13 protein-coding genes are annotated in these 13,316 nt (G+C 69.5%); 5 read left to right on the forward strand and 8 right to left on the reverse strand.

Features of this window, described 5'->3' with window-relative positions; translation table 11 throughout:
• Together ACRDPS_RS01325 and ACRDPS_RS01330 are read left to right on the forward strand one after the other, a co-directional pair.
• A partial coding sequence (locus ACRDPS_RS01325; protein ID WP_431499811.1) for a LutB/LldF family L-lactate oxidation iron-sulfur protein occupies positions 1-1,404 on the forward strand: 1,404 nt, incomplete at its 5' end.
• Entirely contained in the window at positions 1,404-2,030 is a 627-nt protein-coding gene (locus tag ACRDPS_RS01330; protein ID WP_431499812.1) for a LutC/YkgG family protein, read from the forward strand. The genes ACRDPS_RS01325 and ACRDPS_RS01330, both read left to right, overlap by 1 nt.
• A gap of 51 nt (positions 2,031-2,081) precedes the next feature.
• Here ACRDPS_RS01330 and ACRDPS_RS01335 read toward each other — a convergent pair whose 3' ends face one another.
• Positions 2,082-3,002 carry a diacylglycerol/lipid kinase family protein gene (locus ACRDPS_RS01335; protein ID WP_431499813.1) on the reverse strand — a complete coding sequence of 307 codons (921 nt, stop codon included), beginning with the start codon at positions 3,000-3,002 and terminating at the stop codon, positions 2,082-2,084.
• Complete coding sequence (locus ACRDPS_RS01340; RefSeq protein ID WP_431499814.1) at positions 2,999-4,561, reverse strand: FAD-binding oxidoreductase; 1,563 nt, start codon at positions 4,559-4,561, stop codon at positions 2,999-3,001. The genes ACRDPS_RS01335 and ACRDPS_RS01340 overlap by 4 nt, the downstream gene beginning before the upstream one ends.
• A gap of 17 nt (positions 4,562-4,578) precedes the next feature.
• On the opposite strand from ACRDPS_RS01340, the gene ACRDPS_RS01345 reads away from it, so the two are divergent.
• From ACRDPS_RS01345 to trhA, 3 genes are read left to right on the forward strand one after another with little or no spacing between them, the layout of a single operon-like run.
• Complete coding sequence (locus ACRDPS_RS01345) at positions 4,579-5,175, forward strand: TetR/AcrR family transcriptional regulator (protein ID WP_431499815.1); 597 nt, start codon at positions 4,579-4,581, stop codon at positions 5,173-5,175.
• Positions 5,172-6,689, forward strand: a complete 1,518-nt coding sequence (locus ACRDPS_RS01350) for a glycerol-3-phosphate dehydrogenase/oxidase (protein ID WP_431499816.1) — start codon at positions 5,172-5,174, stop codon at positions 6,687-6,689. The genes ACRDPS_RS01345 and ACRDPS_RS01350 overlap by 4 nt, the downstream gene beginning before the upstream one ends.
• Entirely contained in the window at positions 6,689-7,438 is a 750-nt protein-coding gene (gene trhA, locus ACRDPS_RS01355) for a PAQR family membrane homeostasis protein TrhA (RefSeq protein WP_431499817.1), read from the forward strand. The genes ACRDPS_RS01350 and trhA overlap by 1 nt, the downstream gene beginning before the upstream one ends.
• Here the strand turns inward: trhA and ACRDPS_RS01360 are convergent.
• From ACRDPS_RS01360 to ACRDPS_RS01385, 6 genes are all read right to left on the reverse strand, one after another.
• Positions 7,416-7,961 (reverse strand): TetR/AcrR family transcriptional regulator, encoded by a 546-nt coding sequence (locus tag ACRDPS_RS01360; RefSeq protein WP_431499818.1) that lies wholly within the window; start codon positions 7,959-7,961, stop codon positions 7,416-7,418. The genes trhA and ACRDPS_RS01360 overlap by 23 nt on opposite strands.
• Positions 7,958-9,151: a cytochrome P450 gene (locus ACRDPS_RS01365; RefSeq protein WP_431499819.1), complete on the reverse strand. Its 1,194-nt coding sequence runs from the start codon at positions 9,149-9,151 to the stop codon at positions 7,958-7,960. The genes ACRDPS_RS01360 and ACRDPS_RS01365 overlap by 4 nt, the downstream gene beginning before the upstream one ends.
• 61 nt (positions 9,152-9,212) lie before the next feature.
• The gene (locus ACRDPS_RS01370) at positions 9,213-9,584 is read right to left on the reverse strand and encodes a DoxX family protein (RefSeq protein ID WP_431499820.1); all 372 of its coding nucleotides are present in this window, start codon (positions 9,582-9,584) and stop codon (positions 9,213-9,215) included.
• A gap of 215 nt (positions 9,585-9,799) precedes the next feature.
• On the reverse strand, positions 9,800-11,296 hold the full coding sequence (locus ACRDPS_RS01375; RefSeq protein WP_431499821.1) for an arylsulfatase: 1,497 nt from the start codon (positions 11,294-11,296) through the stop codon (positions 9,800-9,802).
• A gap of 334 nt (positions 11,297-11,630) precedes the next feature.
• Positions 11,631-12,839, reverse strand: coding sequence for a tyrosine-type recombinase/integrase (locus ACRDPS_RS01380; protein WP_431499822.1), 1,209 nt, complete (start codon positions 12,837-12,839; stop codon positions 11,631-11,633).
• On the reverse strand, positions 12,836-13,316 hold a 481-nt coding region (locus ACRDPS_RS01385; RefSeq protein WP_431499823.1), incomplete at its 5' end, for a hypothetical protein. The genes ACRDPS_RS01385 and ACRDPS_RS01380, both read right to left, overlap by 4 nt.

Genomic DNA, 13,316 nt, shown 5'->3' on the forward strand with positions numbered 1-13,316 from the left:
GCAAAGGAAGCCCTGGGCAACTCCCAGCAGCGCCGCAACCTGCAGCACGCCACGCACACGATCCGCGACAAGCGGGCCCAGGTCGTCGGCGAGCTCGACAACTGGGAGGAGCTGCGGCAGGCGGGAGCCACGATCAAGGACAACGTCCTCTCCCACCTCGACACCTACCTGGTCCAGCTCGAGGAGTCGCTCACCCGAGCCGGTGCGACGGTGCACTGGGCGAGCGACGCCGAGGAGGCCAACCGGATCATCACCTCGCTGGTCCAGGACACCGGGACCGAGGAGGTCGTCAAGGTCAAGTCCATGGCGACCCAGGAGATCGGGCTCAACGAGGCCCTCGAGGAAGCCGGCATCGCCGCGTGGGAGACCGACCTCGCCGAGCTCATCGTCCAGCTGGGCCACGACAAGCCCAGCCACATCCTGGTCCCGGCCATCCACCGCAACCGCGCCGAGATCCGCGAGATCTTCCTGCGTGAGATGGGCCAGGTGGGAAACCCGCCCCCGGCGGGACTCACCTCAGATCCCCGAGAGCTGGCCGAGGCCGCCAGGGTGCACCTGCGGGAGAAGTTCCTGCGTGCGAAGGTCGCCATCTCCGGCGCCAACTTCGCGGTCGCCGACACCGGCACCCTCGTCGTGGTGGAGTCCGAGGGCAACGGGCGGATGTGCCTGACCCTGCCCGAGACCCTGATCAGCGTCGTGGGCATCGAGAAGGTGCTTCCGACGCTGGAGGATCTCGAGGTGTTCATGCAGCTCCTGCCGCGCAGCTCGACCGGTGAACGCATGAACCCCTACACCTCCACCTGGACCGGAATCACCCCCGGCGACGGCCCACAGCAGGTGCACGTCGTGCTCCTGGACAACGGCCGCACCAAGGCGTTGGCGGACAGCGTCGGCAGACAGGCTCTGCGCTGCATCCGGTGCTCGGCCTGCCTCAACGTGTGCCCCGTCTACGAACGCGTCGGGGGCCATGCGTACGGCTCGGTCTATCCCGGTCCCATCGGCGCCATCCTCAACCCGCAGCTGCGCGGCACCACCAGCGACGTCGATCAGTCGCTGCCGTACGCCTCGTCGTTGTGCGGTGCCTGCGGCGACGTGTGCCCGGTCGCCATCGAGATCCCGGAGCTGCTCGTACACCTCCGCACCCGCGTGGTCGACGAGCACCGCGGCGGGATGCCCTCGGGGGAGGAGATCGCCATGAAGGGCGCCGCCTGGATGTTCTCCGGCCACAAGAAGTGGGAGAAGGCCCAGAAGGGTGCCGAGCTGGGCGGGCGCGCCATGAAGAAGAAGTCCACGATCGGGCGGCTGCCCGGTCCGTTGTCGGCGTGGAGCGACGCGCGCGACGCACAGACGCCTCCCACCGAGACCTTCCGGTCCTGGTGGAAGCGCGAGAGGGGAGACCAGTGATGAGCACCAGAGACGACATGCTTGCCCGGATCGCCACCGCACTCGACGGGGCCGACCGGGTCCCGCCCCCCGACTACCGATACGGCGAGGCGATCTCGCTCCCGGACCTCGCGGCGACCTTCGTCGAACGCGTGGAGGACTACCGCGCCGTCGTCCAGCGCGTGGACGCCGGGGAGATCGCGAGCGCCGTGGCCGGCGCCCTCTCCGGGGCCGCACGCGTCGTCGTACCGCCGGGCCTGCCACCGACATGGCTGGGCGCCCTCGAGGGCACCGAGGTCCTCACCGACGACGGGACCCTTTCGCCGTACGCCCTGGACGAGGTGGACGCTGTCGTCACCGCGGCAGCCGTCGGGATCGCGGTGACCGGAACCATCGTGCTCGACCACGGTCCCGATCAGGGTCGTCGGTCGCTCTCCCTGGTGCCGGACCTGCACATCTGTGTCGTGCACGAGTCCCAGCTCGTCGGGGACGTGCCCGAGTCGATCGCCCCGCTGCGTGACGCCGTAGACGCCGGTCGGCCGCTGACCTGGATCAGCGGACCGTCGGCGACCAGCGACATCGAGCTCGAGCGCGTGGAGGGAGTGCACGGCCCACGCACCCTGCACGTCCTGCTGGTGCACCGCTGACCGGTGGTCGAGCCTGTCGAGACCCGCCGCCCACACCGACGGCCAACGGCATCAGCTCGGCAGCAGCAGGTCGAGCGCGCCGGGCAGGATGTCGATCCGAGCCGCCTCGTCGACGGAGGTGGGGAGGTGTCCCAGGGGCTCACCGTCGCCGCCCATCGGCGCGGACGGGCTCCCGCTGACGGTCACCGAGCGACCGCGCATCACGTGCACCTCGTCGAGCTCGACGTGCGCGCCGTCGTACACCTTCGGGAGGGACTGGAGCAGGCCTCTCCTGCCCGCGGCCTCGATGACGACCACATCGAGGAGTCCGTCGTCGACCTCCGCACCGGGTGCGATCTTCATCCCGGACCCGTAGTACTTCGAGTTCGCGACGACGACGGTCGCGGCCCGGAAGTCGTGTGCCTCTCCGTCGACGACGACGTGGACCTCGATGGGCTTGTACGTCGCGAGCGAGTAGACCGCGGCGTACGGATACTGCAGCTTGCGCGGCAGCCAGCGGACCTTGTCGACGATCTCACCGGCGATGGCGTCCACCCCGCAGTAGACCGAGCCCGCGACGATCCGCGTCGCCGCGTCGCCGGCCCGGAGGGACAGCAGGTCGATCGTGCGCGGCGTGCCCTCGAGCAGGATCCGGGCGAGGTCCTCGGGTTCGGTCGGCAGGCCGAGCATCCGGGCGAAGTCGTTGCCGCGGCCCGCGGGGACGATGCCGAGCGTGCCTCCGAGCGCGGAGACCTGGCCGGCGATGGAGGAAAGCATCCCGTCGCCGCCGACCGAGACGACGACGTCGCCGCGCTTGACCGCTGCCTCGACGATGTCGAGGGTGGCGCGCGGCCCGGGGGAGTACGTCACATCGACGCTCGCACCGGCGTCCCGCAGGATCCGGGCGACGGGGACGACGGCGGCCGGGGCGGCGCCACCGCCCGAGAGCGGGTTGATCAGGAACGAGAACGACCGTCCGTCGGTGCCGCTCATGGGATCAGCACCCCCGGGTTGAGCACGCCGTCGGGGTCGACGGCACTCTTCAGGCCGCGCAGCATCGCTACGCCGACGGGACCGATCTCCCGCTCCAGCCATGGCTTGTGGTCGGTGCCCACCGCGTGGTGGTGGGTGATGGTCGCGCCGGAGTCGATCATCGCGTCGGAGGCGGCGGCCTTCGCGGCGAGCCACTGCGGCAGCGGGTCCTCGGCCTGCTTGGCGGCGACGGTGAAGTAGAGGGAGCAGCCCGTCTCATAGGTGTGCGAGATGTGGCAGAGGACCAAGGTGCCCTCGCCGAGCGAGGTCTCGAGCGCGCTCTTCACGGCCTGGTGGAGGCGCTCGCGGTTGGACCAGAACGTCGCGGTCTCGAGGGTCTCCACGAGGACCCCGGCGTCGAGCATGGAGTCACGCAGGTAGGGAGCGTGGAAGCGTCCCGCGGCCCAGGCCTGGCCGCGCTCCTCGCCCAGGTTGGTGCCTCCGAGCGACTCGAGCACGCCGGTGACCTCGGCTCGCTTGGCGGCGACCGACGCGCCCTCGTGGCCCAGGATCATCACGCAGCCGGTCACGCCGTCACCGCCGATGTCGCTCTGGCTGGCGAGGTTGACCATCGTCTCGGTCTCGTCGGAGAGCCTCAGCACGGTGGGCAACCGGCCCGACTGGGCCAGGGCCCGCATCGCCTCGGCGCCGTCGGCGAAGGTCGGGAACGACCACGCCTCGTACACCTTCTCCGCGGCCACGGGCCGCACCCGGACCGTGACCTCGGTGATCACGCCGAGGGTTCCCTCGGAACCCAGGACCATCTCTCGTACGTCGGGCCCGGCGGCGTTCGCGGGGGACGAGCCGGCCACGAGCTCACCGATCGGGGTGGCCACGCGCAGGCCGACGACCATGTCGTCGAAGCGACCGAACCCGGCAGAGGACTGGCCGCTGGAGCGGGTCGCGGCGAAGCCGCCGATGGAGGCGAACTCGAAGGACTGCGGGAAGTGGCCGAGGGTCAGCCCGTGCTCGGCGAGGGCTGCCTCCGCGGCGGGGCCGCGCATGCCCGGCTGGAGGACGGCGGTCATCGAGACCTTGTCGACCGAGAGGAGCCGGTCGAGGCGGATCAGGTCCAGGCTGATCAGCCCGGCATAGCCGTCGCGCCGGGCGGCGAGCCCGCCGGTGACGCAGGTGCCGCCACCGAAGGGAACCACCGCGACGTGGTGCTCGACCGCCCAGGCCAGGACCGCGGCGACGTCCTCGGGCGAGCCGGGGCGTACGACGGCGTCCGGCGCGTCGGCCAGGTCGCCGTTGCGCGCCCGGAGCAGGTCGGGGGTCGACTTGCCTCGGGTGCGGAGCCGGCGCGAGGCGTCGTCGGTGAGGACCGCGTCGTCGCCGATCGCCACCCGCAGCGCGGCGACCAGACCGTCGCCGATGCCGGGGGCAGGGAGCTGGACATCGTCCACGGCCGGGGTGTCACGGGTTCCCACGAAGGCGTCGACGAGGCCCCGGACGGACTCCGGCAGTGGCTCGGCGTGGACCGGGTCTCCCCATCGCTGCGGGTGCATTTCGAGCGTCATGCGTTACAGTGTTACACATGACGTCAGTACGCAACAATGGTGAGGCGCCGATTGCCGACCGGCTGATTGCCGCAGCTCGCGCCTGCGTCCTCGACGTGGGGTGGAAGCGCACGACCCTCACCGACGTGGCCAACCGCGCGGGCGTCTCCCGGATGACCGTCTACCGGACGTACGCCGACATGGACTCGCTGTTCGGTGACCTGATGACCCGCGAGTGGGCCGAGGTCGTCGGCACCGTGGTGGGGCCGGATGACTCGGACGCGGCGTGGCCGGACCGGATCGCGACCGGCGTGGCCGCGAGCGTGACGGCTCTTCGGGAGGACTCTCTGCTGCGCCGGATGGTCGACGTCGACCCCGAGTGGCTGCTGCGCTATCTGCTCCAGCGGCGCGGCCGGTCCCAGGACGCGGTCCTCGACATGCTGGCCGGCCAGATCGCCCAGGGCCAGGCCGAGGGGAGCCTGCGAGCGGGCGACCCGGTGCTGCTCGCCCGGAGCATCGTGCTCACCGCCCAAGGCTTCCTCTTCTCCGCCCACACCATGACCGACGAAGCCGTCACCCACGCTGGTCTCGACCAAGAGCTCGCCGAGCTCGTCCGGAGGTTCCTCACACCATGACCGCAGAAACCGCACGCATCCTGCCGGGCCTCGAGGGAGCACCCGAGCAGGTCGACCTGGTCGTCGTCGGCCTCGGGGTCACCGGGGCGGGCGTGGCCCTCGATGCCGCGTCGCGCGGGCTCACCGTGCTGGCGGTCGACGCCCACGATGTCGCCTTCGGCACCTCACGCTGGTCCAGCAAGCTGGTTCACGGCGGCCTGCGCTACCTGGCCTCGCTGCAGTTCGGGATCGCTCACGAGAGCGCCGTCGAGCGGGGCATCCTGATGGAGCGTACGGCGCCGCATCTGACCCGCCCGCTCCCGTGGCTGCTGCCCCTGAGCAGCAACGTCTCGTTCACCCAGGCCACCCTCGCGGCCGCCGGGTTCCAGACCGGCGACCTGCTTCGGCTCGCCGCCAGGACCGGCCGCGACACCCTGCCACGGCCCAGGCGGGTGTCTCGCACCGAGGCGCTGGGGCTGGCGCCGGCGCTGCGCTCCGCCGGGCTGCGCGGCGGCCTGATCTACTGGGACGGCCAGCTCGAGGACGATGCCCGGCTGGTCACCTGCCTGGCCCGGACCGCGGCCGCGCACGGCGCACAGGTCCGCACCCGGGTCCGCGTCCTCGAGGCGACCGGCACCACCGTGCAGCTCCGCGACGAGCTCACCGGGGACACCCGGACCGTCACCGCCCGCGCGGTGGTCAACGCCGCGGGAGTGTGGGCCGGCGACCTGGTCGACGAGATCCGGCTGCGGCCCAGCCGGGGCACCCACGTGGTGCTGCGGGCGGAGACGATCCCCGGGCTCCGGTCCGCGCTGACCGTGCCCGTCCCGGGCAGCACCAGCAGGTACGTCTTCGCGCTTCCCCAGCCCGACGGCACCATCTTCGTCGGCCTGACCGACGAGCCGGTCGACGGGGAGATCCCCGACGTGCCCCAGCCGACGGAGGGCGAGATCGGCTTCCTCCTCGACGTGCTCGCCGCGGCGCTCGATCGACCCGTCAAGCGCTCCGACGTCGTCGGCGCCTTCGCGGGGCTCCGGCCGCTGCTGGAGGCGGACGGCTCCACCTCCGACCTGTCCCGCAAGCATGCGGTCCTCACCTCACGCAGCGGCGTCGTGACCGTCGTCGGCGGCAAGCTCACGACCTACCGGCAGATGGCCGAGGACGCCGTGGACGCGACCGGGCTCACCACTCGCCCGTGCCGCACCCAGGACCTGCCGCTGCTGGGTGCCGCATCCCGCGACGTACTGGCTCAGGTCGAGGAGCCCGCCCGTCTGGTCCGCCGGTTCGGCACCGAGGCCCGCTACGTCATCGACGAGGCCGTCAGGGCCACCCGGCTGCCCGAGGAGGAGCTCGTCGCACCCGGGCCGGCCGGCGTCACGCTGGCCGAGCTCGTCTTCGGCGTGACCCATGAAGGCGCCGTCGACGCCGATGACCTGCTCGACCGGCGTACGCGGGTCGGGCTGGTGCCCGAGGACCGGGAAGCCGCTCTCCCGCTCGCGGAGCGCGCCCTCGCTCTCGCCGGGGCTCGCCTGTGATGGGCACCCCGCAGCAGAAACCCGGCGAGACCAAGGATCACGGTGACGATGCCGTAGGCCGGGCCTCGGCGGTCATGGCCGACAAGATCTCCGAGGTCAAGCCGCACCTGCGCGGCTGGCTCCACGCTGGTTCGGTGCCCCTGCTCACCGCGGCGTTCGCAGTTCTCATCGTCCTCTCACCCACCGCGCTCACCCGGGTAGGGTCGTCGATCTACGCCGCCAGCGCCGTGCTGCTGTTCACCGTCTCCGCCGTCTACCACCGCGGGACCTGGCAGCCCCGGACCTGGGCATTCTGGCGCCGCTTCGACCACGCCAACATCTACGTCTTCATCGCCGGCAGCTACACGCCGTTCGCGTTCCTCTACCTCTCGGGCGAGGCGCGCGCGTGGATGCTCGGGATCGTCTGGGGATGCGCGATCGCCGGCCTCCTGTTCCGGATCCTCTGGGTCGACGCACCCCGCTGGTTCCTCACCACGCTCTACATCGCCCTCGGCTGGGTCGCCGTGCCCTTCGTCCCACAGCTTCTCGACGGCGCCGACCGGTTCCCGACCTGGGTCAACATCACTGCCGCGACCCTGGTCGCTGCCGGCGGGGTGCTCTACACGCTCGGCGGCCTCGTCTACGCGGCGAAGCGCCCCAACCCTTCCCCCGTCTGGTTCGGGTTCCACGAGGTCTTCCACCTCTTCACCGTCCTTGCCCTCGTCGCCCAGTACGTCGCCGTCTCCGTCACGACCTACTCGTTGCGCTGAGGAACCGTTCCAGCAGTCGGCGTTCGGCTTCTTCGTCCTCTCCCGGGTTGGTGAGGAACGACAGGATGATGCGCAGGATCCAGTCGGCGAGGTCGGGGTCGGAGGGTTCGTCCTCGGAGGTCAGGTAGCTCTGCGCGGACCCGCGGATGATCGGGGACTCCTGCAGTACGTCGCGAAGCACGTTGCTGTCCCCGGCGTACCAAGCCTGAAGGTGGGGGCGTTCGCGGACCGCGGCCAGGCAGGCGACCACGGCGTCGACCGCGCGCTTGCCGGGATCGGCCTCGTACGCCGTGGCTCCTGCCACCTGCTTGGTGATCAGCCGTGCCTCGCGGTGGGCGAAGGCGTAGATCAGTGCCTGCCGGTTCTCGAAGTAGCGATACAACGTCGCGCGTGAACAGCCGGCCGCGCGGGCCAGCTCGTCCATGCCCGGCTTGTCGACGCCCTGCCGCACGAAGAGCTCGCCCGCGGCGTCGAGGATCCGCTCGGCCGCGAGCTCGGTCTTCGCGTCGGCGAGCCAGCTCACCGGCCGACCTCGACATGGAGGCTCAACGGCCTGCGTACGTAGCTGCCCGGCGCCCACTGGATCGAGTCGTGGTCCACGGAGAACGACGGCAGCCGAGTGAGCACCTCGGTGAGGGCGACGCGCCCCATCATCCGGGCGGCGGCCGCACCCAGGCAGTGATGTGCCCCGTGCGCGAAGGTGAGGATCTGTCGCGGGTCGCGGGTGACGTCGAGCTCGTCGGCGTCAGGGCCGAAGGCACGTGGATCCCGGTTGGCGGCCGCGTAGCAGAGCAGGACCTTCTTGCCCGCGGGAACCGTGGCGCCCTGGATCGTGACGTCACGCGTGGTGGTCCTGGCGAGCCCCTGCACGGGCGAGGTGAGCCGCAGCAGCTCCTCGACGGCGGCCGGGACATCGCGCAGCGCGAGCTCGCGCTGATCAGGTCTGTCGGCGAGGAGCGGTAGACCACCGCCCAGCAGCCCGGTCGTGGTGTCGTTCCCGCCCGCGACCATCGTGAAGGCGAACGCGAGCACCCGCAGCAGGCCGGCGTCGTCGTCGGCCTCACCCGCGGCGACGAGGTGGGAGACGGTGTCGTCACCGGGATCTCGCCGGCGCCGCTCGATCAGCTCCGCGAAGTACGTCATCAGCTCGGCGGAGGCGCCGGTACCGACGCTCTCGTCCTGAGCGGAGCCGGCCGCGACGATCGCGTCGGTCCACAGGTCGAACCGCTCCCAGTCCTCCTCGGGCACCCCGAGGTAGTGGGCCACGACCATGCTCGGCAGCGGCTTGAACAGCCTTTCGACGATGTCACCGCCGCCGGCCGCCCGGATCTCCTCGACCCGCTCGCTGACGAAACGGGTGACCCGAGGGGTGATGTCCTCGACCTGCTTCGGCGTGAACCCCCGGTTCACCAGCTTTCGGAACGCCGTGTGGGCCGGGGGATCGGTCATCACCATCGGCGGGTTGTCGGCCAGCCCGATCCGAGCGAGCTCGTCGTACTCCGTCGTCAGCCCCTGTGTCGAGGTGAACGTCTCGTGGTCCCGCACCGCCGCGAAGACGTCCTCGTGCCGGGTCAGGACCCAGTAGTCGCGCCGCGCGACGTGGTGCACCGGGTCGTGCTCGCGCAGCGCTGCGTACATCTCCCAAGGGTTGGCCCACGACTCCGCCGTCGGTGGGACGTACACCGGAAGTCTGTGAGACACATTGGAGTTCATGTCTCACAGGCTCAACACCTGCGCGGCCTTTGTCAAGGGGAACGTGCCGGCGACCGTGCTCCTAGAAGGGCTCGAGCCCGAAGCGTCCCCACGCGATGAAGAGCATCGCGGCCAGGAAGACCAGGTCACCGAGCAGCTCCTTGTACTCGCTGCGGCGGATGCGCTCGGTGACCGCTCCGGCCATGTAGAGCGCCATCCCCGACGCCGCGATCGGCACCAGGACCGGCGCGACGTCGAGCAACCCCGGGAGGACGAGGCCGAGGCCGCCCAGGACCTCCACCACACCCATGAACCTCACGTTGCCGGGTGTGAAGTCCTCAGGCCAGTGCAGCTTGGCTGCGTACTTCTCGTACGGCATCCTCAGCTTGACGATGCCGCCGACGACGTAGCCGAAGGCGAAGACGCCGGCGACGATCCACAGGGCGATGTTCATGATGTCTCCAAGTTCGTTCGATGCGCAGATGACCCTTGGACGGGGCACGCAGTGCATCTGTGACATCGGCGCGTACGTCGACCGGCGCAGACCACCAGGCTCCTAGACGTGGACGTGACGGAGCGGGCGGTCTTCGATCCCGAGGACGGGTTGACAACCAGCCCAGGAGACCAAGCCCGGCGTACTGGACGGTGCGCGGGCGGCCTCGGGACTTGTCAGGCCCCCATCCCGAGGCGCTCTCGCGTGTGACGCAGGATGCCGACGGGCTGCCGGCCGGTGACCAGCTCGCCGTTCTCGACGTAGCCCTCCTCGCGGCCCGTCAGATCGGTGACCAGGCGCGACCTCCACATCTCGAGCAGCGCCCGGTAGTCCGGGTCGGGGGCGAGGTTGTGGGTCTCATGGGGGTCCGTGGTCAGGTCGAACAGCTCCTCGGTGCCCTTGCCGGACGCCCAGAGAAACTTGATGCGGCCATCGGTCACCCATTGCAGGGACTGGCCGAGCAGGGTGTGCTCGCCGTGGAGCCACGGGCGCCACTCGCTCGACTCGCCACGCATCAGCGGGGCGAGGCTCTGACCGTCGCAGGCGTCGGGCACCTCGAGTCCCGCCAGGTCGAGGAGCGTGGGCATGACGTCTCTGAGCTCGACGACCTCATCGACCACGGGCGCGGTGTCTGCGGATTGCGCGGGTGCGTCCGCGACGATGAACGGCACGCGCGCAGATCCCTCGTAGCCGAAGCCCTTGCGGAACATGTGGTGGTCGCCCATCATCTCGCCGTGGTCCGACACGAACGCCACGATGGTGTTCTCGTCAAGACCGTGTGCGGTCAGCGCCTCGCGGATCCGGTGGACCTGCAGGTCGATGTGGGCCATGTGCCCGTAGTAGCCGGCACGGGCGCGGTGCACGACACGCGGATCGACCTCTCCGACGAACGCGTCATCGGTGCCGTCCCGGCGGTGGTCGGCATGATGGTCGATCCAGTCGCCCACGACCGGCTCGTACGCCGGTAGGTCGAGGTACTGCTCGAACGCCCAGGCCGGGGGATCGTACGGCGGATGTGGGCGGTGAAAGGAGACGTAGAGGAAGAAGGGCACGGTCGGATCCCGGCGGTAGAGCCACTCGACCGTGCGCGTGCCGGTCCACGAGGTCGGATGGAGCCCCTCGGGCTTGTCCCAGGGACGAGCCACGATCGAGTTGCAGTCCACCCCGTGGTCGAAGTAGTCGGCCTGAGGGTCGACTCCGGGCTGGCGCCGCAGCCAGGTGACGTAGTCGTCGAAGTACTCGAACTGCTGGTGACGACCTTTCCGGGCGAAGTGCAGGAAGCCGTCATGCAGGTCCACGTCGTCGAATCCGATGCGTGCCCGCTCGGGGTAGACGTGCAGCTTGCCGACGGCGTGAGTCTGGTAGCCCTGCCTTCGGAACTCACCGGGCATCGTGACCGGGTGTGCCTTCTGGAAGTCGATGCCATCGGCGTACCCGGTGCGTCCGTGACGCTCCTGCGACTGGCCCGTCATCAGCGCCACTCGCGCAGGCACGCACGTCGGAGTGGCGCTGTAGCCGGCTGAGAACCGAGTACCGCTGCGTGCGAGCCGATCGAGGTAGGGGGTCTGGACGTGGGGATGACCGGCGGCGGACAGGCAGTCGCCGCGCCACTGGTCCACGCAGATCAGGACGACGTTGGGGCGCTCGGTCTCAGACGTCTGGTCCGGGTGCACAAGAAGCTCCTTGTGGTGCTGTGGAATGGCCTTGAACCCCTCAGACGCGGAAAGGGTGGCGTCGGAGGTCCGGCGCACTGGTTCCGATGAGGAATATCATCACCCGCCCGACATGGAAAGGCCCCAGGTCATCGACCTGGGGCCTTTCAGTGACTCACGTGCGCGAGGGGGGAGTTGAACTGCCCCATGCACTCTGGCGGCCAGACGCGCCGTGAGGCTCCCAGGAGCGTGAAATTGAGCGTGAAACGTGGGGATGGCCGCACCCAGATACACGGCTGCGCAGGTAAATACCTGCTCGGTGTTGCACGGTTTGTTGCATCGCTCGTTGCATCGATCAGCCCTGAGAGCCCCGGGCGAGGAGGTCGATCGCGGAGCGCTGCATCGTCGGGGTGACGTGGCTGTAGGTGTCCATCGTGATGGAGATCTTGACGTGGCCGAGACGCTCCTGCACGACCTTGGGGTGGATGCCCATCTCGAGCAAGAGGGTGGCGTGGGTGTGCCGGAGCCCCTTGATGGTGACTCGGTGAACCTCGGGATGCTTGGCGGTGATCCAGTCCATGCGGCGTGCCCACCGGCTCGTCATGGCGTCCGGTGAGCGCATCTGCCCGTCGTCGTCCCCGAAGACGCAGGCTTCCGTCGTCGCGAACTCGAACGAGATCTCGGCCCGCGTCTTCTTGTACGCCGCGAGGATCTTGAGCGTCTCGTCGTCGATGTCGATGCGCCGGGCCCGGTCGGTCTTGGTGCCCTTTGTCTTGGTCCAGTCGACGGTGTTGGTGGAGCGGCGGATGCTGAGCTGACGGGTTCGGGTGTTGATGTCCGACCAGCGCAGTGCGAGTGCCTCGCTGCGGCGCATGCCGGTCCAGGCGATGAGCCGCCACAGCGGGAACAGTTCGTCTTCGCGTACGTCGCGGTCCCAGCGGAGGAACGTGTCGAGTTGGTCCTGCGACCACACGACGATCTCAGGCTTGGCCGCGCGGATCTCTTTGGTCGTCGGTGGCTTGACCGTCTTCTTCCGTTTCGCCGGGTTGGCCACGATGTGGCCGTCCTCGATTGCGGCGTCAAGGATCGAGGAGAGGATCACGTGCGCCTTCGACACCGTGTTCGGGGACAGCGGTTGCCCCTTTCCGTACTTGTCTGCTCGACCGTGATCCTCCAGCTCCCGATAGTGACGGGCAATCCGGGTGGCGGTCAGCTTGTCCAGCGGAATGTCCCCGAGTTGCCGATTGATGTGGTTGCGAATCACCTTGCGGTAGCCCTTGAGAGTCGAGTCGGCGAGCTTGAGACCGGCCACCCAGTTGTTGGCGTAGTCGCTGAGCAGCGGCGTCTTCCTGCCGAATCGCTCGTTGTTCTTCAGCTTCGTGAGCGCTTCCTGGAGTCCATCGTCGGCTGCGGTCGATGTGCTGTAGCCACCCTTGCCATGCGGTCGTGTTCCCAGCTCCGGCCGGTCGGGATCGACCGGAACGCGGATCTGGTAGCGCCAGCGGGTAGTCCCGGACTTGAGCTTGTACGGGGTGATCGACCCCTTGCCCCTGCGTCGACTCATTGCTCGTCCCTCCTGGTTTCTAGTACGTCCGCGAATCTCTCGGCATCAAGGGAATCGTGAAGATCTCGCTGGTCCTCGAGCTCTCTCCCCTGATCCTCCAGCACCCAACGGACCTCATCGACCAAGCGACGGGTCACCAGACCGCGAGCCTGGGGAGTACTTCCGGTGCCGGCCCGCCGGGCCGCCTCGTCCTCGAGCGATCGGCCCCACAGGCGGTCTGCCCAGTCCAGAAACTCGGCCGGGGCGATGCCCACCTTCTGTGCAGCCCGCTTGACCGCCAGGCTGGTCGGGGGGCCTTTCGGCTCTCGATCAGGGTCGCTGAATGGCCCGGGAGACTCGTACCGCCGCGGCGCCAGTCGAACTGGCCCGCCTGCCAAGACCGCGTTCAACCAGGCGCGCGAAACCGGTCGGTCGTCGTCACTCTGAACAGCGAGGTCGAGCAGGTCGGCGTTGCCGAACACGTCGGCGAGATGAAGG

This window comes from Nocardioides sp. (assembly GCF_050699375.1).
Classification (GTDB): Bacteria; Actinomycetota; Actinomycetes; order Propionibacteriales; family Nocardioidaceae; genus Nocardioides.

Bases quoted from the DNA above. Each gene is read 5' to 3' on its own strand.
- ACRDPS_RS01335 (WP_431499813.1), bottom strand. From the start codon at position 3,002: ATGAGCGGCACCGACGGACGGTCGTTCTCGTTCCTGATCAACCCGCTC.
- ACRDPS_RS01370 (WP_431499820.1), bottom strand. From the start codon at position 9,584: ATGAACATCGCCCTGTGGATCGTCGCCGGCGTCTTCGCCTTCGGCTAC.
- ACRDPS_RS01365 (WP_431499819.1), bottom strand. From the start codon at position 9,151: ATGAACTCCAATGTGTCTCACAGACTTCCGGTGTACGTCCCACCGACG.
- ACRDPS_RS01340 (WP_431499814.1), bottom strand. From the start codon at position 4,561: ATGACGCTCGAAATGCACCCGCAGCGATGGGGAGACCCGGTCCACGCC.
- ACRDPS_RS01350 (WP_431499816.1), top strand. From the start codon at position 5,172: ATGACCGCAGAAACCGCACGCATCCTGCCGGGCCTCGAGGGAGCACCC.
- ACRDPS_RS01345 (WP_431499815.1), top strand. From the start codon at position 4,579: ATGACGTCAGTACGCAACAATGGTGAGGCGCCGATTGCCGACCGGCTG.
- ACRDPS_RS01380 (WP_431499822.1), bottom strand. From the start codon at position 12,839: ATGAGTCGACGCAGGGGCAAGGGGTCGATCACCCCGTACAAGCTCAAG.
- trhA (WP_431499817.1), top strand. From the start codon at position 6,689: ATGGGCACCCCGCAGCAGAAACCCGGCGAGACCAAGGATCACGGTGAC.
- ACRDPS_RS01330 (WP_431499812.1), top strand. From the start codon at position 1,404: ATGAGCACCAGAGACGACATGCTTGCCCGGATCGCCACCGCACTCGAC.